Genomic DNA, 24,414 nt, shown 5'->3' on the forward strand with positions numbered 1-24,414 from the left:
ATTGTCCGTATGTCACACCATTCACGCCATGGGTAGCACCCATCAATCTTCAAGGAGTTTCACCATGGCACAAACCCATCTCGGCACCGCTCTCGTTACCGGCGCTTCATCTGGCATCGGTGCACTGTATGCAGAAAAGCTCGCGCAGCGCGGCTACGATCTGATCCTGGTCGCCCGTAACCGTGAGCGGCTGAATGCGCTGGCCAGTAGCATCAGTACCCGCACCGGCCGCGCGGTGGAGGTGCAGCCGGCCGATCTGAACGACCGCGCAGAACTGGCACGGGTGGAAGAGCAATTGCGCACGGACGCCAGCATCACCCTGCTGGTGAACAACGCCGGTATGGGCACGCACACGCCGCTGCTGCAAAGCGATGTGGAGCAAATGACCAGCATGGTCGAGCTGAATGTCACTGCGCCGATGCGACTGGCTTACGCCGCAGTGCCTGGTTTCGTGGCAAGGGCGAAGGGGGCAATCATCAACGTCGCTTCCATCGTGGCCATTGCGCCGGAAACACTCAACGGTGTCTATGGGGGCAGCAAGGCCTTTGTGCTGGCTTTCAGTCAGTCCTTGCAGAAGGAACTGGTTGATACGGGCGTGCAGGTGCAGGTCGTTCTGCCTGGTGCCACCGCAACCGACTTTTGGGCCACTGGCGGTTTGCCGGTGGAGCATCTGGACCAGCGCATCGTGATGCGCGCCGAGGATCTGGTCGATGCCGCATTGCTCGGTTTCGAACGTGGCGAGAAAGTCACCATTCCTTCGCTGCATGCCGGAGAGAAATGGGACGCCTACGAGGCCGCGCGCCAAGCCATGGCGGGCCAGCTGTCCAGCAACACCGTTGCGCAGCGTTATGTGGCTGTGCACTGAGCATTTTGAGGAGCACAGATCATGAAAGCCGTCATCGCCGCTTATGCGCGCTCGCCGTTCCACTTCGCCCGCAAGGGCCGCCTGGCCGAAGTGCGGCCTGACACCCTGGCAGCGCAGGTCGTGCAGGGCCTGCTCCAGCGCACAAGTCTGGACCCAGCATTGCTGGAGGATGTGATCCTGGGCTGCGCTTACCCCGAAGCCGCACAGGGCAACAACCTGGCGCGCATCGTCGGTCTGTTGGCTGGCCTGCCAGAAGCCGTAGGTGGGATGACCGTGAACCGCTTCTGCGGCTCGTCGATGCAGGCGGTGCACATCGCAGCGGCGCAGATCGAGGCTGGCATGGGCGACGCTTTTCTCTGCGTGGGGGTGGAGTCCATGACCATGGTGCCGCAGGGCGGCTTCAATTTCTCGCCTAACCCCGAGTTGAAGGCCAATACCGATGCCTATATCTCGATGGGCGAGACAGCTGAGAACGTAGCACAGCGCTGGAGCGTGAGTCGCTCTGACCAGGAACTGCTTGCGCTGCAATCCCATCAGAAGGCTGCAGCCGCTCGCGAGCAGGGCCGTCTGAGCGGTGAAATCGTTCCTATCCGCTTGCCAGATGGCGAAGTGGTGGATGCCGATGGTTGCATTCGTCCCGCTACCGCCCTGGAGGCGCTGGCCGGGCTCAAACCCGTCTTCCGGCCTGATGGCGTGGTCACAGCGGGAACTTCTTCGCCGTTGACCGATGGCGCGGCGGCGGTGCTGGTCACCAGCGACGCTTTTGCCGAACGCCATGGCCTCCAGGCCCTGGCGCGCATCTGCAGCTTTGCGACAGTGGGAGTCGATCCGGCCATCATGGGTATCGGCCCGATACCGGCCACGCGCAAGGCGCTGGCGCGCGCCGGTCTGACGGTGGCCGATCTGGACGTGGTAGAAATCAACGAAGCTTTTTCGTCACAGGCGCTGGCTTGCATCCGTGATCTTGGCCTAGAGATGGCAACCGTGAATATCGACGGCGGCGGATTGGCCATCGGTCATCCACTGGGCGCCACGGGTGCGCGCATCACGGGTAAAGCTGCTTCCCTACTGGTGCGGCAGCGGGGGCGCTACGCCTTGGCTACACAGTGCATAGGTGGCGGGCAGGGCATCGCCACGATCCTGGAGCGAGTCTGAGTCTCTGCTTAATGACGAAACCATGAATACCTCTACTTCCGCTGCCCTGGCACAGGGCGACTCCGTGCCTGCCAGACTGAACGGTCGGCTACTGGGCGTACTCGCAGGGTTGGCTGCGCTAGGTGCACTGTCCACCAACATCATCTTGCCAGCCTTGCCTCGCATGGCGTCTGAGTTGAGCGTGGGTATGCGCGACATGGGCCCTGTGCTGTCGGGATTTTTCCTGGCCTTCGCGGTTGGTCAGCTGTTTGTCGGGCCAATCTCGGACCGCTGGGGCCGACGCGGTCCCGTGTTGAGTGGACTGTCTTTGTTCATTGCTGGCAGCCTGGTCTGTGCCTGGGCTCAGACTCTGCCTGTGTTGGTGGCGGGTAGAGTGGTGCAGGCCATAGGTGTGTGTGCCGCCTCTGTACTGTCACGAGCCATCGCGCGTGATCTGTTTGAAGGCGAGGCACTGTCTCGCACACTGGCTTTGACCATGGTGGCCATGGCTGCCGCGCCAGGTTTTTCGCCTCTGCTGGGAAGTGCGATGGAGTACGGTCCGGGCTGGCGTGGCAGTTTTGTGCTGGTGGGGTTTCTGGGTTTGCTGCTGGCACTGGCTTATGTGGCCGCAGTGGGAGAAACGCACTCTCGGGATCGCCGCGCGGCGGCAACATTCGGTGAAGTGCTGCGCGGCTATGTAGCCCTGGCACGGGATAGCCGTTTCATGGGGCCGGCATTCGCGGTGAGCGTGATCGTGGGCGGGCTGTATGCCTTTTTTGCAGCGACACCGGCCGTTTTGATGGGACGCATGGGGTTGAGTGCGTTAGGGCTTGGTTTGTTTTTTGCCTGCACGGTGTTCGTAGTCTTTGGTGCTGGGATGTTTGCACCGCGCCTGGCGCATCACTGGGGTGCTGTTCGAGTGAGCTGCATAGGCTGTATGGCAGCCTTGGTTGGCGCGCTTGCGATGCTGGCAGGTGGTGAGGGCCGCAACCTCGCGTATTTTGCCGGGGCGGTTGCGCTCTACCTTTTGGGTATGGGTTTAGTCAATCCACTAGGGACGGCCATGGCATTGGGGCCATTTAGTCGCCAGGCCGGGCTAGCCTCATCGCTATTGGGCGGTTTGCAGATGGCCTGTGCGGGCGTCATGACGGTGCTAGCCAGTTTGGCTGGATCCAGCGCAGGGCTTGGCATCGTACTGGCCGTGGCATCGGTAGCGGCGTTCGCTGCGCTGGTGGCAAGCGGACACCAACGAAAAGCAGTTCCATCCCCACAATGATTGATCGCACGGGAGCATGCAATGTTGCGTACTACGGAAACTATCGATAGCCTTTTCGAGCGTCAGCGTGGCACTCTGCCAGATACTTTTGGCGTGAGGCCGCTAGCCTTGGCCGAAGGTCGCATGACTATGGAGCTGACCATTGCCCCATGGATGATGGCTCCCAACGGATTCCTGCATGCCGCGACACAGGTGATGCTGGCCGATACCTGTGCGGGTTATGCAACCCTGGCGCATCTGCCGGACGGCGCGAAAGGGTTCACCACACTGGAGCTGAAATCCAACTTTCTCGGCACCGCCAAAGAGGGAGTCTTGCGCGTCGAGGCAGTGGCTGAACATCTGGGGCGGTCGACACAAGTGTGGTCTGCCACAGTAGTTAACGACAAGGGCCGCAAGCTGTCGCTGTTCCGCTGCTCGCAGATCATCCTTTGGTAAGCGACCTGCAGCCTGTTGGTGGCTTTGCCAAGTCCTGTGTCGGCCGGCCCAATCTGGACTCTAGCTGGGATGCTCCCATTTTATTAGGCAATTCCCAGCCTTAAGCCCGGGTGCACTCGCATCGCTTGACATTCCTTGACCTTGAGCTCTGGTGATAAGTTGAAGCATGTTGTAACATTTTTAAGACATGCTATGTCGCGTAGGCCAATGCCAAACTTCAGACAAGGCGGCGCATAGGCTTGTGCTGGCCTCTTTGAATCAGCAAGTAGTCTCTGCGCCACTGCCGCCCGTTTCCATGTACTCGTCCGTTTATGTCTGCAACCCTGCTTGAATGGTCTGTACCTGCGGCGATCCTCTTGTGCGCGATTGGACTCTGCGCCGCACGCTTCGTTGGTTTCACCACACTCCAATGGGGCAGCGCTCTTGGATGCCTGGGCACTGGCTACGCCATCATGCTTGTGCAGGCCAGCGAGTTTTCCCCTTACAAGCAAGCCCTCGAGGATGCTTTCATTCTGTGCGGCGTTATGTTGGCATGTCGCGCACTGCAGAGCCGTCGTGGCAGGCAGACTTCTCTCTATATTGAGATTGCGGTCCTGCTGGCCTCAACAGCAATGGTGATCGTCTCGGTTGTCCTATTTGCCAGCGCAAAACTGGAGTCGTTCTTCGTTCAGGCCTTTTGCGCGCTATTGATCTGGCGGGCCACGCTCTCTTTTGCAAGGCAGGTCGCAACTACGTCGGACAAGGTGCTTACCGCCGCGTTTCTTTTTATCGCGTTAGTGTTGACGGGTCAATGCGTCTTGTACATTGCCGCGCCGACACCTTCTCTCGCATTGGGAGAGTGGAGAGTCTCCGTCTGGGGGACTTTGATCCAATATACAGGGCTACTCGGAAGCATTGTTCTAACCTTCGCGGTCTTCATTGCGACGAGCTATGACGCCATAGAGAGATACCGTCACCAGGCCCACACCGACGCGTTGACGGGCCTGTTGAACCGACAGGGGCTCGATAGTCGTCTCGCCTCTCTTTCAAGCCTCCACTTTCCGGAGACGGCGATGCCGACGGGAGTGATCATGGCCGACATCGACCATTTCAAGCGCATTAACGATCTCTTCGGTCACGCGTTTGGCGACATGGTGCTGGCACGATTTGGAGCTCTTTTCCAACCAGGGGTAGGCATGCAAATCTGTGCTGCTCGGATGGGAGGAGAGGAATTCCTGTTGCTGCTGCCCGGAGCAAATCTGGAGAGCGCGACCGCAATCGCTGATGAGATACGCGCGAATTTCGTAGCGCAGAGTTGGGCCCCACATGCCCCCAATTCACGTTTCACAGCCAGCATGGGCGTTACCTTAGTCCAAGCGGGTGAACCTTTCGCCAACGCAATCAAGCGCGCAGACGACTTACTCTACACAGCAAAACGACTCGGACGGAACTGCACGGTTTCGGGAGAAGCGCCAAGCGATACCGTATATGACCTCTCCAAGAGCGGTGACCCCCATCCGCATCCGTTTGACAAAGCTTCGCCTATTGTGTGTGCGCAGCAACAGCGATAACTCTCTTTAGGTCATCTTCGGCGAGACCTATGCCTGTTTTTCAGCATGGAAATGGTTGTTCCAGCCGATATGCGTTGATCAGGCGTGACTGACCCCGTCACGCCCTTGATCTGTTACTTGTCCATGCCGGCTTTGGACATGGAGTCTTTAGCCATGCCATCCTTACCCATGGAGTCTTTGGCCATGCTGTCCTTGCCCATGTGGTCCATGGCCGATTTACCGTCCTTGGTCATTGCACCCTTGCTCATACCCTTGTCCATTCCCATGGCGTCCTTGTGCTTGGCATCCTTGTCCATGGAGGATTTCTCCATGCCCATTTGATCCTTGCCCATGGAGTCCTTGGTCATGGCGTCGGCCGCGAAAACCGAAGTGACGCCAAGAGCCAGACACATGGAGAGTGCAGCGGTGGTGAATGCGTTTTTCATGATGGTGCTTTCTAGGTTGAGGTGGAAAAAGGCGGCATGTGCCGCTGTGAGAACCGGAGAGATCGGATGGGAGCACTTCGTCAGCTGCCGCCGAACCAGTTGTAGCCCTGGTCTTCCCAGTAGCCACGGTTGAAGGTGTTGCTCACGAAGATGGCCCGTATGTGTTTGGGGTTCTTGTAGCCAAGCTTGGTGGGCATGCGCAGCTTCATGGGGAAGCCGTACTTGGGCGGCAGCGCCTGTCCATCCCAGTCGAGCGCGAGCAGCGTCTGCGGGTGCAGGGCCGTCGCCATGTCGATGCTGGTGTAGTAGTCGTCGGCACACTGAAAGCCCACGTAGCGCGCGCTGAGGTCCGCACCCACGGCACGCAAAAAGTCGCTAAAGCGTGGGCCACCCCATTTGCCAATGGCGCTCCAGCCTTCCACGCAGATGTGGCGCGTGACTTGTGTGTACTGTGGCAGTGCGCGCAGCTCCTGCAGCTTCCAGCGTCGCTTGTCGGACACGAGACCTGTGACTTCCAGAAGAAAGCTTGCCGCATCGACGTGAGGCACCTCGTCTTCGCCGTAGAAAGCGTTGAATGGAAACGGCCGGGTGATCATGGAGTCGGGATAGGTCGGTGCAAGACGTGAGGAGCTGAACAGCCAGCCCTGTACCCGGTCATTGAAGCGCGAGATCCGCGTCAGTGCCGCCTCGGCGGTGGCGTTGTCGTCGATGCTGCAGCCGCTGAGCAGCCCCAGGCCGCCCAGGGTGAGCCCGCGTGCCAGAAACTGCCGACGCGAGGCCTGCGGCAATTCCCGGTTGAGCAGGCGGCGCGCCTCGGCGACCACGGCTTCGGCGTTGTCCCGCTGCCAGATGGAGGGGGTCATGATCTGGTCTCCTTGGCGGCAGAGTGCAGAGTAGAGCGGCCCAGCAGCATGACAAGCAGCGAGCGCGGAACCAGGACGACCATGGCGATGTGCACGGCGACAAATCCGACGATGACCGCCATGCAGTAAAAATGAATGCGCCTGGCCATGTCGTAGCCGCCCAGAAGTTCGCGCAACAGCGGAAATTGCACCGATTTCCAGATCACCAGGCCGCTGGCCACCAGCATTACCAGGTCTGCAACGGCAAACAGGTAGGCTGCGCGCTGCACCTGGTTGTAGTGGCTCATGTCCGCATGCGACAGGCGTGCTGTCAGTGCCAGCCAGGCATCGCGCAGCACGCCGCGTGGGGTGACGGGAAACATGCGGCGCGCAAATCTGCCGGTGACCAGGTTGAGCAGCAGGTAGGCCAGCCCGTTGAGCACCAGCAGCCACATGCCGGCGAAGTGCCATTGCAGTGCTCCGCCCAGCCAGCCGCCCAGCGTGATGCTGCGGGGAAAAGCGAAGTCGAAGATGGGCGAGGCGTTGTAGATGCGCCAGCCGCTCATCACCATGACCAGGATGGCCACGGCATTGAGCCAGTGGGTAATGCGCAGCCACAGCGGTTGCAGTGCGGGGCTGCGTTTCGACGGTTGATGCGTGAGGGATGGCATGAGCGCATTGTTCGGCGCGGCTGGTCTCGAAGTCCTCACCGAAAGTTCAAAAAATCGTGATACATCGGTCTGCCCTGCTGCGAGAGAATGTGCCGATGGACACTCCGAAACGCATCCTGATCGTCGAGGACGATGACAACATTGCCGAGCTGTTGCGCATGCACTTGAGTGACGAAGGCTACGACGTCGAACATGTTGCCGATGGGCGGCTGGGCCTGGCCGCGGTGGAGCGCGGGGGCTGGCACGCGCTGGTGCTGGATCTGATGCTGCCAGGGGTGGACGGCCTGGAGATTTGCCGGCGTGCGCGAGCCATGACTTTTTACGTTCCCATCATCATCACGAGTGCCCGTTCCAGCGAGGTGCATCGCATCCTGGGACTGGAGCTGGGTGCCGACGACTATCTGGCCAAGCCGTTTTCGGTGATGGAGCTGGTGGCGCGTGTGCGTGCGCTGCTGCGGCGCAGCGAGGCGCTGGCCCGCAATGCCAGGCTGGAGTCCGGTGTGCTCTCGCTGGGCGGGCTCAGCATCGACCCGATTGCGCGCGAAGCCCAGGTGGATGGGCAGTCCGTTGAACTGACGCCGCGCGAGTTCGATTTGCTGTATTTCTTTGCCCGCCAGCCAGGCAAGGTGTTCTCGCGGCTTGATCTGCTCAATCAGGTCTGGGGCTATCAGCACGACGGCTATGAGCACACGGTGAACACGCACATCAACCGGCTGCGGATCAAGATCGAGAAAAATCCGGCCGATCCCAAGCGCATCCTCACCGTCTGGGGCCGTGGCTACAAGCTTGCGGAGGATGCCTTGTGATGCTGCAGCGCTTTTCACTTTCGCAACGGCTGTCGGCCGTGTTCGTGGTGCTGCTGCTGGCCTGCTGCGCGGCTTCGGTGGCGCTGCAGATGCGGGGCAGCGAAAGGCATGAGCAGGAGGTCATCCAGAGGCTTTCGCAAGACCTGGCTCCGCAGATTGCCCGCTACCCCGAACTGATGGAGCCGCGGGGCTTGAACCCTTCGGCCGTGCATGGGCTGTTCGACAAGCTGATGACCGTGAATCCTAGCGTCGAGGTCTACCTGCTGGATGAGAGCGGACGCATACAGTCCTATTCGGCACCGGAGGGGGCGGTCAAGCGCTCGCAGGTGAATCTGATGCCTGTGCGTCAGCTGCTGGGCGGCGCCGCACTGCCTGTCTTTGGGGACGACCCGCGCAGTCTCGGCGGCCGGAAGGTTTTTAGCGCGGCACCGTTGACGGTTGCGGGCCGCGATGCGGGCTTTGTCTACGTGATTCTTCAGGGAGAGAGCCGCGAGTCGCTGGCCGAACGTGTGAATGCCGGCAGTGCTGCGAACACCATGCTGAAGTCCATGGCACTGGTGGCGTTGCTCGGCATGGTGGCGGGGTTGGCGGCGTTTCGCCTCATCACGCGCCCGCTGCGCACGCTGACGCAAGCCGTGCGCGGCCTGGAAACCCATGGCATGTCCTGGCTGCCGCAGGCCCAACCGCTGCTGCAACAGGCTGCACGCGGGGGCAGCGAGATTGCGCTGCTGAGCCAGAGCTTCGAGCTGCTTGCACAACGCACGCAGGAGCAGTGGCAGGCTCTGCGCAATCAGGACCAGCAGCGGCGCGAGCTTTTTGCCAATCTCTCGCACGATCTGCGCACGCCGCTGACTTCGCTGCACGGCTATCTGGAGACCTTGCGCATGAAGTTTGAGGTGCTGGAGCCACAGGAGCGGCGCCGTTATCTCGATATCGCACTGGAGCAAAGCCGCAAGGTCGGCCGTCTGGCGCAGGAGATGTTCGAGCTCGCCCGGCTGGAGTACGGGGTGGTCAAGCCGGAGATGGAGCAGTTCTTCCTCGCCGATCTGCTGCAGGATGTATTCCAGAAATTCGAGCTGGCGGTGGAGGCCAAGAAGCAGCGCCTGGCGGCAGACATCGCACCGGGGTTGCCCCCGATCACGGCCGATCTGGCCATGATGGAGCGCGTGCTGGTGAACCTGATCGACAACGCGGTGCGGGCTGCGCCCGAGGGCGGTGCGATCACCGTGCAGTTGCAGCCGCACGTGCAGGGCGGCATCGAGGTCACGGTGCGCGATACCGGCCCCGGCGTTTCCTCCGCATTGCAGGCCTATCTCTTCGAGCGCCCTGTATTCACGGGGGCGGCGGTACAGGATGGGCGATCCGGGGGCTTCGGGCTCATGATCGTGCACCGAATCCTACAATTGCACAACAGCACAATCCGGCTACTGTCTCAGCCTGGTACAGGGGCCGTGTTCAGGTTCGTGCTTCGCTGAGTTGGCTATTACCGCAGCCCGTTTGCTCAGGGGCGAAAGGCTGACCAATCGACTTAATGCGTTTGCTCGGGGCAGCCGGCACATAGTTTCAATCGCTGCGTAAGGGGGCATTGACCTTCGAGGTTTGAGCGGCAGCAATGAGTCGAATGGCGAAATGTAATCTGTCAGAAGCGGGCATTTTGCGCCTAAGAAGCTATGCTTGCGGTCCGGGCATCTTCGTGAGACGACAAGATCAGATGAAAGCAAGAGAGTTGTTCATCGCTTCGCTAGGAGCGTTGATGTTGAGTCAATCATCACAATCCTTCGCGCAAAACAGCAACGGGAAAAATCTCTACGCACAGAGATGCGCGATGTGTCACGGTGCAGATATCAAGGGCACGGGGCCATTGGCCAATAAAAGCAACCCTCCCACGCCTGATCTCACAACCGTTGCCTTCAAAAAGCGACTTGAAGATTACCCGGGAGTCATTGTGTCATCGGTGATTCTCCGCCCGAATGGAGACCTGATTCCGAGAACGTTGCGGGAAAATGGGGTGAAGCTCGCACCGCACGCCTGGACGGTTCAGGATTTTCGCGACCTGCATAGATACATGAGTGACGTTATCTCCAAAAGTCGGTGATCGAGCGTTGATCATCTGATCGCGATGGGTCTGGCAATAGCCCGCCGAGCCGAGCACTGATCAGTCCTTTCAATTTTCGCGTAAGCGCAACTTTGGAGCTCGCAAGGAGGAGGGTTGAGCCATACACATTCCGCATAGTCCATAGATGCATGTGCCCCAAGGCCAGAATTTATGGAATAGGTGGTAGCGGTAGCGCGTTCAGGGAGCGCAGAACGTTGCGTGTGATGCTCTGGCGCTTGGCAAGGTCGCCGAGCCGGTTTGGAGTGTCCATGTTCAAGACAAAGAACACGGGGCCGCCGGGCCACTCGATCCAACCCACCCACCAACCGATTTTTCCGCTCCATCCCGTTTTGGCGCGCAGTATCCAGTTGGGGCCCGCCTCGTTGATCAGCACATCCTTTACCAGCCTCTGATGTTCGACCTGAAAAGGCAGTTGGTTGCGGTACAGCCGCTGCAGTAAAGCAATCTGCTCGAAGGATGAGATGGCGAGGTCGCCTTCAACCCAAAATGGCTTGTCGCCTGTGGTGACTGCATTGCCATACCCTATCTTTCGCATGTAGGCGGTTTCGCGTGCATCACCGAGTTCCTTGGCGAAGCGCTCATACACCCAGACAGTGGAATTCCTCATCGCAGAGCGCAGATCTTGGTCCACGTTCCACGCTTGCGTCGGGCGTTTTACTCCGTCCCACGGAATGACCTGAAATTCGTCACGCAGCAGCCCCGCATCAAGAGCGAATAGGCTGTGTGGAATTTTGAAGGTAGAGGCTGGAGAGTAACGTTGATGGGAACGCGCTGCGTTAAAGACGTAGGCTGTTTCAGATTTGTCTCGGGCATCGAGAACGACGATGCTGCCTTGAGCATCGGCTTCTATGAAAAACCGAGACCATTCGGCCATTTCTTGAAACTGCGGACCAGCCACTGTCGCTGGAACAAACCCCGTGGCCAGGGCGGATAACACGAAACTTCGTCGATTCATGCAACTAGTTTAAAGGCCCAAGAAACTCGGTCGGGGTGGCTGAAATAGTGGCAGTGTCGACTTGAAGCAAGGACGAACGGCTGTCGGTAATGCCTATTCAGGAGGTGCGATAGCTGGCTTTCAGTTGCCCCTGGGCTGCCTAACGCTCATAGTCAGTCGCTCAATGGAGACAGGTTGTTGGCTGTCTTGCTGGTGTATTTGTGGAGATGGCCACTATGGAGCGGTAACTGGTAGGTCTCGAATGGCTTTGCGCAACAGCCGTTACAAAGCCGGCCTAGGAGTCAACAGTTCACGAGCATTGATGCCTGGAAGTCGTATCGGGATTCGACTGGAAATTGTGATGACTGAGCTGACACATGGGCCATTTGGTGCTGGCCAAGCCTATATATGTTGATCTCAATGCGAGGCTGAGTCGCTGGGGCCAGCGGCCACTTCTGGGCAGAATCCAGACATGCACATCTAAATAGCGTGGCCTGCGACATAGCGCACTTAAGACTCATAGCCCAGACAAAGTCCACAGCGATTGCGTGATTCCAGTGGCCTGCTGCAAGGCCAAGCCCAAGAAACGATTCACGCAGCAACGAGCCTGATTTGCAAATTTGCCGTTAGGATTTCTCCTTGTGCGCCATTGAATGAAAATACCGACGATGATCAAGGCGTCTTCACAAAGACTTGCCGCTCGGTTCTGGATGTGAATATGGATACCTTGGTTAGAACGGTCACTCTCAACGGTTTTCTCAAGGTCTGCGGTATGCATGGGTTGAGAGCTCAAGAGCTGCTGCGCGAGGCGGGGCTGAACGCCGGGTCGCTTGTTGATGCAGAGCGGCATATTTCGGCTGAAGCGTTGTGCCGTCTTCTGGAACTGGCAGCTCAGACTTCGGGCTGTTCAGCCTTTGGTGTGCAGATGGCCGAAGCGAGGCAGTCGCTGGACTTTGGCATTATGGGGAGCTTAATGCGCCATAAGCAAAGCCTGCGCGATATGTGGCAGGCAGCGATTCATTACCGGCAACTGCTCAATGCAGCGCTGGCGATTTCATTGGAGCCTGATGGCGATCTGACCCTACTGCGCTTTGAAATGTTGGTCAGTAGCCAGGTTCCGCAAAAGCAAGCAACCGAATTGGTCGCCGGCGTGTTGGTACGGGCCTGTCAAGCCGTGCTCGGGCCGAACTGGAATCCGCGCGGTGTGAGCTTCATGCACGCCCCGCCGCAGGAGCAATATCTGCATAAGAAGTTTTTTGGCTGTCCTCTCAGCTTCAACAGTGAACTCAATGGATTGCTACTGCGCACCAGCGACCTCAGTGTGCCTAATTCTGCAGCTGATCCCGAGTTGGTGCGCTATGCCGAAAGCGTAGTCACTCCCATGCATGCCTCAGGTGAGAATCCGGTGCTGCAGGAAGTGCGCAAGAACATCTATCTGTTGATGCCGCTGGAGCAGGCCAAGATTGAGCGCGTGGCAGAGCAAATGCACTTGAGCACGCGCACGCTGCAGCGTCAGTTGGACCAGAGCGGCACTAGTTTTTCAGAGTTGTTGGACAATGTGCGCCGCAATCTTGTGCTGCGTTATCTGCTTAATCAGCGCTACTCGATAGGGCAGGTGGCATCGCTGACCGGCTACTCACGCCAAGCTTCGTTTACGCGCTGGTTTCAACTGAGTTTTGGCATGTCGCCGCGACAATGGCGGCAACAGCAGCAGGCCAGCTGATTTCAATAAAGAAGAGCTTTCAGTAGTAGCCAATCAGGCTCAGAACTGATCCATGGGCAATGCCATCACACTGGCCGCACCGTTGATCACGGCGTCGGCCTGGCCGGGCACGCGCGTCAGAATGTGCTCGGCATAGAAACGGGCCGTCGCCAGTTTCGCCTGCATGAATGCGGCGTCCTGTCCCTTTTGCAACAGCTCCTGCGCCACCAGCACCGAGCGGCCCAGCTGCCAGCCGGCGACCAGATTGCCGGCCAGCATCAGATAGGGCACGCTGCCCGCATACACGGCATTGGGGTCGGCCTTGGCCTGCTCGACGATGAAGTCCACCACCCGCACAAAGGCCTGGCGGGCTTCACCCAGGTGCCTGGCCACGGATTGGGCGATGTCGCTGCCGCTGGCCTTGAGCTCGCCTTCGGTTTTTTCGATCTGCGCGGCAATGGCCTTGGCGGTCTGGCCGCCATCACGCGCGGTCTTGCGGCCCACGAGGTCATTGGCCTGGATGGCGGTCGTGCCTTCGTAGATGGTCAGGATCTTGGCATCGCGGTAATACTGCGCAGCGCCGGTTTCCTCGATGAAGCCCATGCCGCCATGCACCTGCACGCCCAGGCTGGTGACTTCCAGGCTCATCTCGGTGCTGTAGCCCTTGACCAGGGGCACCATGAATTCATAGAAAGTGGCATTGGCCTCGCGCACCGCAGCATCGGGATGGTGGTGGGCGGCGTCGTAAGCAGCAGCGGCCGTGGTGGCCATGGCGCGGCAGCCTTCGTTGCTGGCACGCATGGTCATGAGCATGCGGCGCACATCGGGGTGGTGGATGATGGTGGCGCTGGCCTTCACGGAGCCGTCGACGGGGCGGCTTTGCACACGCTCCTTGGCGTAAGCCACGGCATGCTGGTAGGCACGCTCGGCCACGGCAATGCCCTGCACGCCCACGGCGTAGCGGGCTGCATTCATCATGATGAACATGTACTCGAGGCCACGGTTTTCTTCACCTACGAGATAACCGATGGCACCACCGTTGTCGCCATACTGCAGCACGGCCGTGGGCGAGGCCTTGATGCCCATCTTGTGCTCGATGCTGACGCAGTGCACATCGTTGCGCGCGCCCAGCGAGCCGTCCTGGTTCACGAGGAACTTGGGCACGACAAACAGGCTGATGCCCTTGACGCCTTCGGGCGCCCCGGCCACGCGGGCCAGCACCAGGTGCACGATGTTGTCCGCCATATCGTGCTCACCGTAGGTGATGAAGATCTTGGTGCCGAAGACCTTGTAGCTGCCATCGCCCTGGGGCTCAGCCTTGGTGCGCACCAGGGCCAGATCGGAGCCGGCCTGGGGCTCGGTCAGGTTCATGGTGCCGGTCCACTCGCCGGTCACCAGCTTCTCCAGATAGGTGGACTTGAGCGCATCGCTGCCGGCCGTGAGCAGGGCTTCAATCGCGCCGTCGGTCAGCAGCGGGCACAGCGCAAAACTCAGGTTGGCGCTGTTGAGCATCTCGATGCAGGCCGCACCGATGGTCTTGGGCAGGCCCTGGCCGCCGAAGTCCGTGGGGTGCTGCAGGCCCTGCCAGCCGCCTTCGGCGTACTGCTTGAAAGCATCGACAAAGCCAGCCGTGGTCGTGACCACGCCGTCCTTGAAGGAAGACGGGTGCAGATCACCGGGCACGTTGAGCGGAGCGACCACCCCCTCGCAGAGCTTGGCGCATTCTTCGAGCACGGCCTGGGCGGTCTCCAGGCCTGCATCTTCAAAGCCGGGAATCTGGGCGACCTGATCGATACGGGCCAGGTGCTCCATGTCGAACAGCATGTCCTTGATGGGGGCGGTGTAGGTCATCGTGCTTGAACTCCTGAATTGTTGTGGCGGCGGTATGGGCCGATTCTCTGTATGACGGCTATTGACGTTTACGTAAACGGAAACAATTCTAGGCTGTGTGGCCAGAGCTCTCACAACATTGTGGCTGTTCAGCTTCAGAAAGTCCTGTCTGGCAGTGGCGAAAGCCTTGCTGGGCCTAGATTCGAGGGGTCTAGGTGTTTACCTGATTGTCGTTAAAAGGAAAAATATTGGCGTGTAAAGAGAAATTTAATTTACGTTGTCTTCTACATTGAGATCAAGCGCAAACAACCTCAGAGGCGGGGCAAACCGTCCGGCGTCCAGCTCGCCACAAAAGCGCACCGATCACGGAGACAAAAAATGCTTGCACCCGAAGCGGACTCTCATGCCAATCAGAGCAATGACTATGCTGTCAGTCGCCCACGCGCCTGGTTCGCATTTGCGATGATTTTTCTACTGATGCTCTCGGACTATATAGACCGACAGATCGTGGTTTCGCTCTTTCCTCATCTCAAGGAGGAATGGGGCCTGTCAGACAAGCAACTGGGCGCACTGGTGTCAGTGATCTCGGTGGTGGTTGCTGTGGGCAGTTTGCCCGTGGCGCTGCTGGCAGATCGCTTTGGCCGCGTTAAAAGCATTGTGGCCATGGCCTCGGTCTGGAGCGTGGCCACCATCGCCTGCATGTTTGCGCGCAACTATGGTCAGTTGTTTGGCGCGCGCGCTGTGGTGGGCTTGGGCGAGACAGGCTATGGCGCGGTGGGCTCTGCCTTGGTCAATGGCCTGTTTCCCAGGCGTTTGCACTCCACCCTGCTGGGAGCTTTCTTTGCAGCGTCTGCGCTGGGGGCGGTGCTTGGTGTGATGCTGGGTGGCTTTATTGCCGACCACTGGGGTTGGCGTGCGGCGTTTGGCGCGGTGGGTTTTCCGGGGCTGGCCATGGCGCTGCTATTCATGATGGTGCCTGATTACAAGAACGTAGTCGTGAAGTTTGCGCCCAAGGTGCAAAGCCCCAGCCCTGCGGCATTCGTAAAACGCCTCTATACCGCGCTGACCAGCGGGCAGACGCTGCTGTGGGTCTGCCTGGCTGGAGCCAGCCAGTTAATTGTGGTCTCCACCATCTGGGCCTGGATGCCCAGCTTTTTCAATCGCTATCACGACATGGATGCGACGAGTGCGGCCAAGCATGCGGCGCTGGTCGTGCTGTGCTGTGCCGTGGGTGCACTGTTCTGGGGCTGGGTGGCGGATCGCATCAGCCAGCGCCGCCCACGCAACAAGTTGCTGGCCATGTGTGTGTTGACACTGCTGACTTTTGTAGTGCTGACCTATGCCTTCGTCGGAAACATCTCCACCAATCTGCAGCACGCATTGATTTTGTTAGGCAGCTTTCTTATGACCTGTACCGTGGGTGTGACTACCAGCACGGTGCTTAACGTCACTCACCCGGGCCTGCGCGCCACGGGTAGCGCAGTGTTGGCACTGTTTCAAAACCTGTTTGGTTTGGCGGTGGGGCCGTTTGTAGGCGGGTTGATTTCTGATGCCTGGGGCCTGAATACGGCGTTGGCAGTTATTCCTTCGATAGCAATTCTGTCCGCCATCTGCTTTTGGAAGGCATCGCGTTGCTATGAGACGGATATGGTGCTGGTCGCAGCCATTGCGCGTGATGAGGCGCAAGGTATTGCGCCGCAAGACGATGCGCACGTGATGCGTCCGCTGTCCGCGAAAGCCTGATTTTCAACACGAATCCAAGCGGCTGCAGGGAACACTGCAACGCGCACTAGACATTGACACTTGACTGGAGTTTGTATGGCCAAGATCACACGTTTTTATGAAGTTGGTGGCCCTGAAGTGCTGCGGTATGAAGAGGTTCCGGTGGGTGAACCCGGCCCTGGGCAGGTGCGCCTGGCCCATGGCGCAGTGGCATTGAACTTTGCGGATACATATTTCCGCAGCGGCCTTTACCCCGCGCAGTCTTTGCCTTCGGGAGTAGGCAGCGAGGCCTGCGGCACGATCACGGCTGTGGGTGATGGCGTGAAGGATTTCAAAGTCGGCGACCGTGTGACCTATACCGGTGCTTACAACACACTGGGTGCGTACAGCACGGAGCGTCTGATCGATGCAGCGCCGCTGATCCGGTTGCCTGATGCGATTGGCTTTGAAACTGCGGCCGCCATCACCATGCGCGGTTTGACGGCGGCTTATCTGATGCGTCGCATCTGGGAGTTCAAGAAGGGCGACACCATCTTGTTGCATGCCGCTGCTGGAGGTGTGGGTCTGCTGGTGTCGCAATGGGCCAAGCTTGAAGGTCTGAATGTGATCGGCACGGTGTCCAGCGATGCCAAGGCTGAAGCGGCAAAAGCGCATGGCTGTGATCACACCATCAATTACAGCCATGAGGACGTGGCCAAGCGCGTGCGTGAGCTGACAGACGGCATGGGCGTCAATGCGGTGTTCGATAGCGTGGGCAAAGACACGTTTGAAGGCTCGCTCAATAGCCTGAAGACTCGTGGTCTGATGGTTTGCCTGGGTACGGCTTCCGGCCCCATCCCGCCGTTCAACCCACAAATACTGGCCCAGAAGGGCTCGCTCTTCCTCACGCGCCCTGCCTCGGCAGATTACATCGCCAACCCCGAAGAAAAGGCCGAGCTGGCCCGCGAGCTGTTCACCCATGTAGCTGAGGGGCGCATCAAGGTTGATATCAGCAAGCGCTACGAGTTGGCCGATGCCGTGCAGGCTCATCAAGACCTGGAGGGCCGAAAGATTGTCGGCTCGGCCATCTTCACTCTTTAAACCCACCTGACAGAGAACAGGAGGAGACAAGCAATGAAAGTAGAACAACTGAGCTGCGCGATTGGCGCGGAACTGACGGGCGTGAATCTGGCCGATGCCGTTTATGACGAGTCCTTGTTTGGCGAAATTCGTCAGGCGCTGTTCAAGCACAAAGTGCTTTTTTTGCGCGATCAGAGCATTAGCCGTCCCGAGCATGTGGCGTTCGCACGCAAGTTTGGTGAGCTGGAAGACCACCCCGTCGTGGGTAGTGACCCTGAAAACCCTGGGCTGGTACAGATTTACAAGAACCCGGATCAGCCTTTGGACCGATATGAGAACGCTTGGCATTCCGACACCACCTGGCGTGAAGCGCCACAGTTCGGTGCGGTGTTGCGCTGCGTGGAGTGTCCGCCCGTCGGGGGGGACACCATGTGGGCCAATATGGTGTTGGCTTATGAAAAGCTGCCTGAAGGTGTGAAGGAGCAGATCAAGGACCTTCGCGCACGTCACAGCATAGAGTTCAGCTTCGGCGCGGCCATGCCAATTGAAAAGCGACTGGCCCTCAAAGCCCAGTACCCAGATCCGGAGCACCCTGTGGTGCGCACCCATGCTGATACGGGTGAGAAAATTCTCTATGTGAATGGCTTTACCACGCACTTCACCAACTACCACACTGCTGCGCGCGTGCGCGTCGGGCAGGACCATACCCATGGTGCGACCGATCTGTTGCGCTATCTGATCAGCCAGGCGCAGATTCCAGAGTACCAAGTGCGCTGGCGCTGGAAGCCCAACAGCATTGCAATCTGGGACAACAGTGCCACCCAGCACTATGCTGTCATGGACTACCCGGCCTGTCATCGAAAGATGGAGCGTGCGGGGATTATCGGCACGCGACCGTTTTGATCGGGTGGCGCCATGAAACTGTCTGCTGACACCTGCTCTGTGCTTACTCTGGGGCTGCGTGGCAATGTGCAAGACCACTGGCATGGTATTTAACGACGGGAGCTGCGGCGCCTGCTGAACTGCGGTGTGTCATGGAGCACGGCTGAGCAGCGTCGCCTGGATTGCCGATACCTTTGTATGAAACCCTGATACTGGAAGGCGAGTCTTGGTTCTGGTTGCTGTCAGCAGCCTGAGCAAGCAGCTCTGAGTTTCCTATATTTCCCTGTTCCCCCTAAGCAAGAAGCTATGACCTCCACTGCCAATCTGCTGACGCCCACACCCTCGGCGTACACCTATCCCTTGCTGATCAAGCAATTGCTGATCAATGCCATGAGCCTGCATGCGGATCAAGAGATCACTTATCGCGGCCAGATGCGCTATAGCTACCGAGATTTTCGTCACCGCATCGGTCAGCTGGCCAATGTACTGACTGAACTGGATGTGCGCAGGGGAAGCACTGTGGCCGTCATGGACTGGGACAGCCATCGATACCTGGAGAGCTATTTCGGCATCCCCATGATGGGCGCGACCCTGTTCACCGTGAACGTGCGGCTGTCGCCTGCGCAGATTCTCTATACGCTCAGGGATGCCGACACCGAAGTGCTGCTGGTACACACAGACTTCCTGCCCGTGATTGAGGAAATCCGTGCTCAGCTGCCGCAGATTCGTTATATCGTGGTTCTGTCCGACGATGGCGCTGTGCCACAGACCTCCTTTGTCGTGGCCGGTGAATATGAGTCTTTGGTGACCAAGGCGAACGCGGACTATGACTTTCCCGAGCTGGACGAAAACACCAAGGCTGTGACCTTCTATACGACCGGAACCACGGGTGATCCCAAAGGTGTGTGCTATAGCCATCGTCACATCGTCATGCATGCCATGGCCACTGGCATGAGCCTGTGCTCGCCCATGGGTGAGCAGCGCCTGCACCGTGGTGATGTCTATATGCCCATCACTCCGATGTTCCATGTACTGGGTTGGGGCATTCCGTACATCGCCGTCATGCTGGGCTTGCGCACTGTGTTGCCGGGGCGCTATCTGCCCGATGTTTTGCTCAAGCTGCGCGAGTCAGAGAAGGTCACTTTCTCACACTGTGTGCCCACAATCTTGCAGATGCTGCTGATGGGGGCAGATAAGACTGGCCAGGACTTGAGCGGTTGGAAGGTCATCATCGGCGGTTCGGCCTTGCCATCAGGCCTGTGCGAAGCCGCGTTGTCCAAGGGTATGGATGTGTTCGCGGGCTACGGCATGTCCGAAACCGGTCCTGTGGTCTCGCTGGCGCTGGCCCCTACGGGCAAGCCGCAGAGCAAGGCCGAAGATCTGCGTCTGCGCACTTCGACGGGCATGCCTTCGCTGCTGGTGGATTTTCGTGTGGTTGATGAGGAAATGAACGATGTGCCGCGCGACGGTCTCTCGCGTGGCGAGATTGTGCTGCGCACGCCATCGCTCACGCCTATCTACTTCAAGAAGCCCGAGGCCTCTGAAGAACTATGGCGTGGCGGCTATCTGCATACGCAGGATATCGCCGTCATGCACCCCGACGGTATGGTGCAGATCGTGGACCGACTCAAGGATGTGATCAAGACTGGTGGCGAGTGGGTCTCGTCCATTGAAGTCGAAGGCCTGATCACCCAGGTGCCGGGCGTGCAGGAGGCGGCCGTGATTGGCGTGCCCGATGCCAAGTGGGGCGAGCGCCCCATGGCTTTCGTCGTGGCGGCGGCTGATGTGAAAGCAGAAACTATTCGTGCGCAACTGCAGGCCCATGTGCAGGCCAAGCGTATCAGCGCCTATGCCGTGCCAGAGCTGGAACGCATCTGTCTGGTCGCTGAGATTCCCAAGACTAGTGTGGGCAAGATCAACAAAAAAATGCTGCGTGAGACATTGTCAGCAGTGGTTTAAATGAAATTGGCCTCTAGCCCTTACAAGGATTGCGCAATGCGCTCCTGTTTTTGATAATTTTCCCGAGAGACAAGCTATGACAACCCGAGACATCTTCGTCGTCAGCGCAGCGCGCACGGCCATCGGCACCTTTGGCGGCAGCCTCAAGGACGTCCCCAACACCCAGCTGGCCACCACCGTGGTCAAGGCCGCTATTGAGCGCGCAGGCATTGCCGCCGATCTGGTCGGCCATGTGGTCATGGGCAATGTCATCCCCACCGACACGCGCGATGCCTACCTGTCCCGTGTGGCCGCCGTCGATGCGGGCTGCCCCATCGAAACCCCGGCCTTCAACGTCAACCGCCTGTGCGGCTCGGGCCTGCAGGCCATCGTCTCCGCGGCCCAGGCCATCGCCCTGGGCGACTGCGAAGTGGCCATCGGCGCCGGCTCCGAATCCATGAGCCGCGGCCCCTACTTCGACCAGGCGGCCCGCTGGGGCGTGCGCATGGGCGATGCCAAGAGCATCGACTACATGCTGGGCATCCTGCACGACCCCTGGCAAAAAATGCACATGGGCATCACCGCTGAAAACGTGGCCGAGCGCTACCAGATCAGCCGCACCATGCAGGACGAACTGGCCGTCATCAGCCAGCAGCGCGCAGCTGCCGCTATCGAAGCCGGCCGCTTCAAGCAGCAGATCGTCCCCGTGGAAATCACCAGCCGCAAAGGCACGGTGGTCTTCGACACCGACGAACATGTGCGCGCCGCCACCACGCTGGACACCCTGGCCGGCATGAAGCCCGCCTTCAAGAAGGAAGGCGGCACGGTCACCGCCGGCAATGCCTCGGGCATCAACGACGGTGCAGGCGCCGTGCTGATGATGAGCGAGCAAGCCCTGAAATCCTCGGGCGCCAAACCCCTGGCCCGCCTGGTCGGCTACGCCCACGCCGGTGTCGACCCCGCCTACATGGGCATAGGTCCGGTCCCCGCCACACAAAAAGTGCTGGCGCGCACCGGTCTGACAATCGCCGACATGGACGTGGTCGAAGCCAACGAAGCCTTTGCCGCCCAGGCCTGCGCCGTGATCCAGGAGCTGGGCCTGGACCCGGCCAAGGTCAACCCCAACGGCTCGGGCATCTCGCTGGGCCACCCCGTGGGCGCGACCGGAGCCATCATCACCACCAAGGCCATCTACGAGCTGCAGCGCACGGGCGGACGCTACGCGCTGGTGACCATGTGCATCGGCGGCGGCCAGGGCATTGCCGCGATCTTCGAGCGCGTGTAAGCGGCTTTGAATCCGCAAAGAAAAAGGCCTGCCGGAGTGATCTGGCAGGCCTTTTTTGATAGCTGCTTACGCATGTCCAGCCATGTTTTCAATATCAAAGAATATTGAAATTAATGTGTATCCAGCGATAACAGCTACTTCATTCATAGCATCAGAACGGCGCTTCAGAAACTGTGTCGCACACCTACCATCAGCGCATGCACATTCTTGCCAGCCGCAACAGGGCTGGCATACATGGGGCTCAGTGCCATATTGGCGCCGTCATTCATTACATAAGCACCTTGCACATAAGCCCAGGTGCGCTTGGACAGCAGATATTCCGCACCAAGGACGAACTGGGTTGCCTTGTGCCCTGCGTTCTTGTTGTCCTTGACATGGTAGTAAGCCGTGCTCAGGTTCAAATAAGGCACGGGACGCCAGCCCAGGCCGAAATTCCACATATCAAGGCTGTCAGAGCCGCCGGGCATGACGACATGGCTTGGGTTGCGCGCGGCATAGTACTGGCCGCTGATGGTGTAGGGTCCGCGGTTGTATTGCGCGCCCAGTGAGTACAGGCGGTTGGTGTTGGCGGTGGTGCTGAAGCCTGCCGCACGCGCAGCGGCCGCGCCTGCGTCCGCATTGCCCAGTGCCGCACCATAGATGGCGGCGGCGTTGGCCTGGTTGTTGCCGTAGCCGTTGTAGTAGATCGCCGAGAGCTTGAAGCCGCCGTTCTGATAGAGAGCCGTGACCGATTGTTGAGAGTTGGCCTTGCCGCCGCCTTCACCAAAAGCATAGGCAAAATCCATCTTCAGCCCGTTCCAGTTGGGTGTGGTGTAGACAACGGCGTTGTCGTTGTAGATAGTGCCGAAGGCAACGTTGGAGTTATTGCCGATCCAAGCTTTGCTGGCAGTGTTCATGCCTACCAGAGCCGTCAGTGCCGAGCCAAAGTAGCGTAGACCTCTTGCATCGGTGTACTGCATGGCATAAGCGGCTGGTGAGAACTGGCGGCCCAGCTTGACCTCGCCAAAGCTGCCGGAGAGGCCGACGACCGAAAGCTGGTTGAAGAAAGATGTGCCGCTGCTGGAGTTGGCTCCGCCCGTGCCGCCATTGGTTGCGTTGAGATTGCCTTGAAGGTGGAAGTTGGCACGCAGGCCACCGCCCAGATCTTCCGTTCCCCGTAAACCCCAGTTGCTTGCACCCAGGCCGCCGTCCTTGGCTTTGACGGACGAGCCTTTGTGAGCGGTAGTGGGTAGGTAGCCCGTGCCCGCGCTGTAGTTGGACATACTGAGCACGCCAGAATCCAGAGTACCGTAAAGCGTCACGCTGCTTTGTGCTTGTGCAGATATGGCCATGAAAAGAGCGGCTGACGCAGCAGAAATGCCGAAAAGAGGTTGGTGCTTGGTGCCGTGCGGAAGAACGGGGCGAACAGGCATGCTTGAGTCTCCAGTAGTTATGTTTTGCATACAGCGATGACGCTGCATGACCGGCAGTCTCCCGATTGGGGAGCCGTCGGTTTTTCTTTTCGCGTCATTAAATTCACAAGCCATGCCAGCTAGGGAATATCTGTAGATGGATATACGCCGTAGACCTAAACCTCATAAGCGACGATTGCTATTGATTGAGTAGCGTGTGGTTTGTTTCAAAACAAAAAAGCCCCTGTGAAGGGGCGTGGGAAGCGGGTATCCGCAGAGTCATCTTGCGCATCATTTTGCGTATGGGCGCATCTTGAAGGGACTTGGATCAAGCCTTCTTCATCGGCGGTTGCTTCTGCAACGGATAGGCTTGAATTTACCTATGCCACCTTGCGCAGATAGCCTTGCTGGCCGCCGTTGCGGTTGGGGGCAAAACCGTTCTTCTCCAGCGTTTCTTCCACGCTGTCATAAAACACGCCAATCTGGCAAATCTCGCGCGCTTGCTGGGGCGTGGCGATGGGGCGGCTGCACTCCTTGGCAATGCGGACTAACTGTTCGATCTGTTCGACAGTCCCCATTTTTTTCGTGCGGGTCTGGTTCCACAGATTGTCTTCAGTGCCGCAACGCACATGTAGACCCATGGCGATGCCCATGAGGTTGATGGGCAGTACGTTCAGCACCGAGGCTTCCACGGTCAGCACCGCGCCATCGGGTACGGCGCGCACAAAATTGGCCAGACTGTAGATGCTGGGCTGGTCCATGCCGCCCCCGATCGCCACCCAGTTCAGTACCAGCGGACCTTTGTAGATGCCTCGGCGCAGCAGGCGCTCCACAGACTCGAAGCTATTGATGTTGTAGCACTGGAAGGCACTTTGAATGCCGGCAGCACTCAGTCGGCGGATATGTTCCTCGGCCCAGCCGGGTTGGGCCGGCACTGTCATTTCCTTGTAGGCGTTGAAGACGGCTGGGTCATCCATTGAGGTGCCTGCATAGTCGCGCGCATCGAACTGCTCAAGAATATTCATCTGTGAGGTGTTGATGGTCACCGTTACCTGATCGGGCTTGGGATCCAGCTCGGCGAGCATGTGGCGTGTGTCATCGCTCAACCATTTGGCAGCGGCACCATCGGTCTCGGGCGCGAAACTGATGGAGCCCCCCACCTGAATGATCATCTCGGGTACGCGAGCACGCACGCCGGCAATCAGCTCATTGAACTTGGAAAGACGTTTGCTGCCGCGACCATCCAGCTCGCGCACATGCAGGTGCAGTACCTGGGCGCCGGCGTTATAGCAGTCCACGGCTTTTTGAATCTGTTCCTCCATGGTCACGGGGATTTCGCCAGGGAAGTCATCCGGCATCCACGAAGGTGCGTAGGGGGCGGCGGTGATGATCAGGGGTTGCTGGTTTTCTGCAACCAGATGGCCGTCGAGGAAGTTCATGGAGGACCTTTCTATGTGCTGCGTTGAGTACGGGTTCAGGCCTCGCAATGTAGAAGTCCGCTGATTCTGGGGTTTGACGATCAGGGACAGTGATTTATCATTTTGGGACATT

General features: G+C 59.0%; 21 protein-coding genes. 14 read left to right on the forward strand and 7 right to left on the reverse strand.

The genetic code is table 11. The annotated features are described in order from the left end of the window. Window positions 1–64: 64 nt before the first annotated feature. The 5 genes from QMY55_RS09030 (at window position 65) to QMY55_RS09050 (ending at window position 5,260) form a co-directional block, all read left to right on the forward strand. The gene (locus tag QMY55_RS09030; protein ID WP_283488283.1) at window positions 65–865 is read left to right on the forward strand and encodes an SDR family NAD(P)-dependent oxidoreductase; all 801 of its coding nucleotides are present in this window, start codon (window positions 65–67) and stop codon (window positions 863–865) included. 21 nt (window positions 866–886) lie between these two features. Beyond that, window positions 887–2,020, forward strand: a complete 1,134-nt coding sequence (locus QMY55_RS09035) for a thiolase family protein (protein WP_283488284.1) — start codon at window positions 887–889, stop codon at window positions 2,018–2,020. A gap of 22 nt (window positions 2,021–2,042) precedes the next feature. Continuing rightward, the gene (locus QMY55_RS09040) at window positions 2,043–3,275 is read left to right on the forward strand and encodes a Bcr/CflA family efflux MFS transporter (RefSeq protein ID WP_283488285.1); all 1,233 of its coding nucleotides are present in this window, start codon (window positions 2,043–2,045) and stop codon (window positions 3,273–3,275) included. 21 nt (window positions 3,276–3,296) lie between these two features. Beyond that, window positions 3,297–3,710 carry a PaaI family thioesterase gene (locus tag QMY55_RS09045; RefSeq protein WP_283488286.1) on the forward strand — a complete coding sequence of 138 codons (414 nt, stop codon included), beginning with the start codon at window positions 3,297–3,299 and terminating at the stop codon, window positions 3,708–3,710. Window positions 3,711–4,021: 311 nt separating this feature from the next. Beyond that, window positions 4,022–5,260: a GGDEF domain-containing protein gene (locus QMY55_RS09050; RefSeq protein ID WP_283488287.1), complete on the forward strand. Its 1,239-nt coding sequence runs from the start codon at window positions 4,022–4,024 to the stop codon at window positions 5,258–5,260. 113 nt (window positions 5,261–5,373) lie between these two features. Here QMY55_RS09050 and QMY55_RS09055 read toward each other — a convergent pair whose 3' ends face one another. The 3 genes from QMY55_RS09055 to QMY55_RS09065 form a co-directional block, all read right to left on the reverse strand. Next, window positions 5,374–5,685 (reverse strand): hypothetical protein, encoded by a 312-nt coding sequence (locus QMY55_RS09055; RefSeq protein WP_283488288.1) that lies wholly within the window; start codon window positions 5,683–5,685, stop codon window positions 5,374–5,376. Window positions 5,686–5,765: 80 nt separating this feature from the next. Next, entirely contained in the window at window positions 5,766–6,548 is a 783-nt protein-coding gene (locus QMY55_RS09060) for a molybdopterin-dependent oxidoreductase (protein ID WP_283488289.1), read from the reverse strand. Further along, window positions 6,545–7,198 (reverse strand): cytochrome b/b6 domain-containing protein, encoded by a 654-nt coding sequence (locus QMY55_RS09065; protein WP_283488290.1) that lies wholly within the window; start codon window positions 7,196–7,198, stop codon window positions 6,545–6,547. The genes QMY55_RS09060 and QMY55_RS09065 overlap by 4 nt, the downstream gene beginning before the upstream one ends. 95 nt (window positions 7,199–7,293) lie before the next feature. Here QMY55_RS09065 and QMY55_RS09070 point away from each other — a divergent pair, with 95 nt between their 5' ends. From QMY55_RS09070 to QMY55_RS09080, 3 genes are all read left to right on the forward strand, one after another. Further along, window positions 7,294–8,004: a response regulator transcription factor gene (locus QMY55_RS09070; protein WP_283488291.1), complete on the forward strand. Its 711-nt coding sequence runs from the start codon at window positions 7,294–7,296 to the stop codon at window positions 8,002–8,004. Beyond that, complete coding sequence (locus QMY55_RS09075) at window positions 8,004–9,479, forward strand: sensor histidine kinase (RefSeq protein WP_283488292.1); 1,476 nt, start codon at window positions 8,004–8,006, stop codon at window positions 9,477–9,479. Before QMY55_RS09070 ends, QMY55_RS09075 begins: the two co-directional genes overlap by 1 nt. A 236-nt stretch (window positions 9,480–9,715) precedes the next feature. Further along, complete coding sequence (locus QMY55_RS09080) at window positions 9,716–10,099, forward strand: c-type cytochrome (RefSeq protein WP_283488911.1); 384 nt, start codon at window positions 9,716–9,718, stop codon at window positions 10,097–10,099. 169 nt (window positions 10,100–10,268) lie between these two features. Here the strand turns inward: QMY55_RS09080 and blaOXA are convergent, their stop codons facing one another. Next, a complete protein-coding gene (gene blaOXA / locus QMY55_RS09085; protein WP_283488293.1) occupies window positions 10,269–11,075 on the reverse strand; it encodes a class D beta-lactamase in 807 nt (268 codons plus the stop codon). Window positions 11,076–11,598: 523 nt separating this feature from the next. Between blaOXA and QMY55_RS09090 the strand changes: the two genes are divergently transcribed. Beyond that, a complete protein-coding gene (locus tag QMY55_RS09090) occupies window positions 11,599–12,777 on the forward strand; it encodes an AraC family transcriptional regulator (RefSeq protein WP_283488294.1) in 1,179 nt (392 codons plus the stop codon). 39 nt (window positions 12,778–12,816) lie between these two features. Here QMY55_RS09090 and QMY55_RS09095 read toward each other — a convergent pair whose 3' ends face one another. Then, on the reverse strand, window positions 12,817–14,607 hold the full coding sequence (locus QMY55_RS09095; RefSeq protein WP_283488295.1) for an acyl-CoA dehydrogenase: 1,791 nt from the start codon (window positions 14,605–14,607) through the stop codon (window positions 12,817–12,819). Between the two features lie 357 nt (window positions 14,608–14,964). Between QMY55_RS09095 and QMY55_RS09100 the strand changes: the two genes are divergently transcribed. From QMY55_RS09100 to QMY55_RS09120, 5 genes are all read left to right on the forward strand, one after another. Then, window positions 14,965–16,329, forward strand: a complete 1,365-nt coding sequence (locus QMY55_RS09100) for an MFS transporter (RefSeq protein WP_283488296.1) — start codon at window positions 14,965–14,967, stop codon at window positions 16,327–16,329. A 75-nt stretch (window positions 16,330–16,404) separates the two neighbouring features. Further along, on the forward strand, window positions 16,405–17,388 hold the full coding sequence (locus QMY55_RS09105; protein WP_283488297.1) for a quinone oxidoreductase family protein: 984 nt from the start codon (window positions 16,405–16,407) through the stop codon (window positions 17,386–17,388). A gap of 33 nt (window positions 17,389–17,421) precedes the next feature. Further along, window positions 17,422–18,270: a TauD/TfdA dioxygenase family protein gene (locus QMY55_RS09110; protein ID WP_283488298.1), complete on the forward strand. Its 849-nt coding sequence runs from the start codon at window positions 17,422–17,424 to the stop codon at window positions 18,268–18,270. Window positions 18,271–18,555: 285 nt separating this feature from the next. Then, entirely contained in the window at window positions 18,556–20,208 is a 1,653-nt protein-coding gene (locus tag QMY55_RS09115) for a fatty acid--CoA ligase (RefSeq protein WP_283488299.1), read from the forward strand. 76 nt (window positions 20,209–20,284) lie between these two features. Next, window positions 20,285–21,472: an acetyl-CoA C-acyltransferase family protein gene (locus QMY55_RS09120; protein WP_283488300.1), complete on the forward strand. Its 1,188-nt coding sequence runs from the start codon at window positions 20,285–20,287 to the stop codon at window positions 21,470–21,472. A gap of 164 nt (window positions 21,473–21,636) precedes the next feature. Here QMY55_RS09120 and QMY55_RS09125 read toward each other — a convergent pair whose 3' ends face one another. Together QMY55_RS09125 and QMY55_RS09130 are read right to left on the reverse strand one after the other, a co-directional pair. Then, window positions 21,637–22,998 carry a porin gene (locus tag QMY55_RS09125; RefSeq protein ID WP_328517830.1) on the reverse strand — a complete coding sequence of 454 codons (1,362 nt, stop codon included), beginning with the start codon at window positions 22,996–22,998 and terminating at the stop codon, window positions 21,637–21,639. 245 nt (window positions 22,999–23,243) lie between these two features. Beyond that, window positions 23,244–24,302, reverse strand: coding sequence for a BKACE family enzyme (locus tag QMY55_RS09130; RefSeq protein ID WP_283488302.1), 1,059 nt, complete (start codon window positions 24,300–24,302; stop codon window positions 23,244–23,246). Window positions 24,303–24,414: the final 112 nt, after the last annotated feature.

The organism is Comamonas resistens, from assembly GCF_030064165.1.
In the GTDB taxonomy this organism is placed as follows: domain Bacteria; phylum Pseudomonadota; class Gammaproteobacteria; order Burkholderiales; family Burkholderiaceae_C; genus Comamonas; species Comamonas resistens.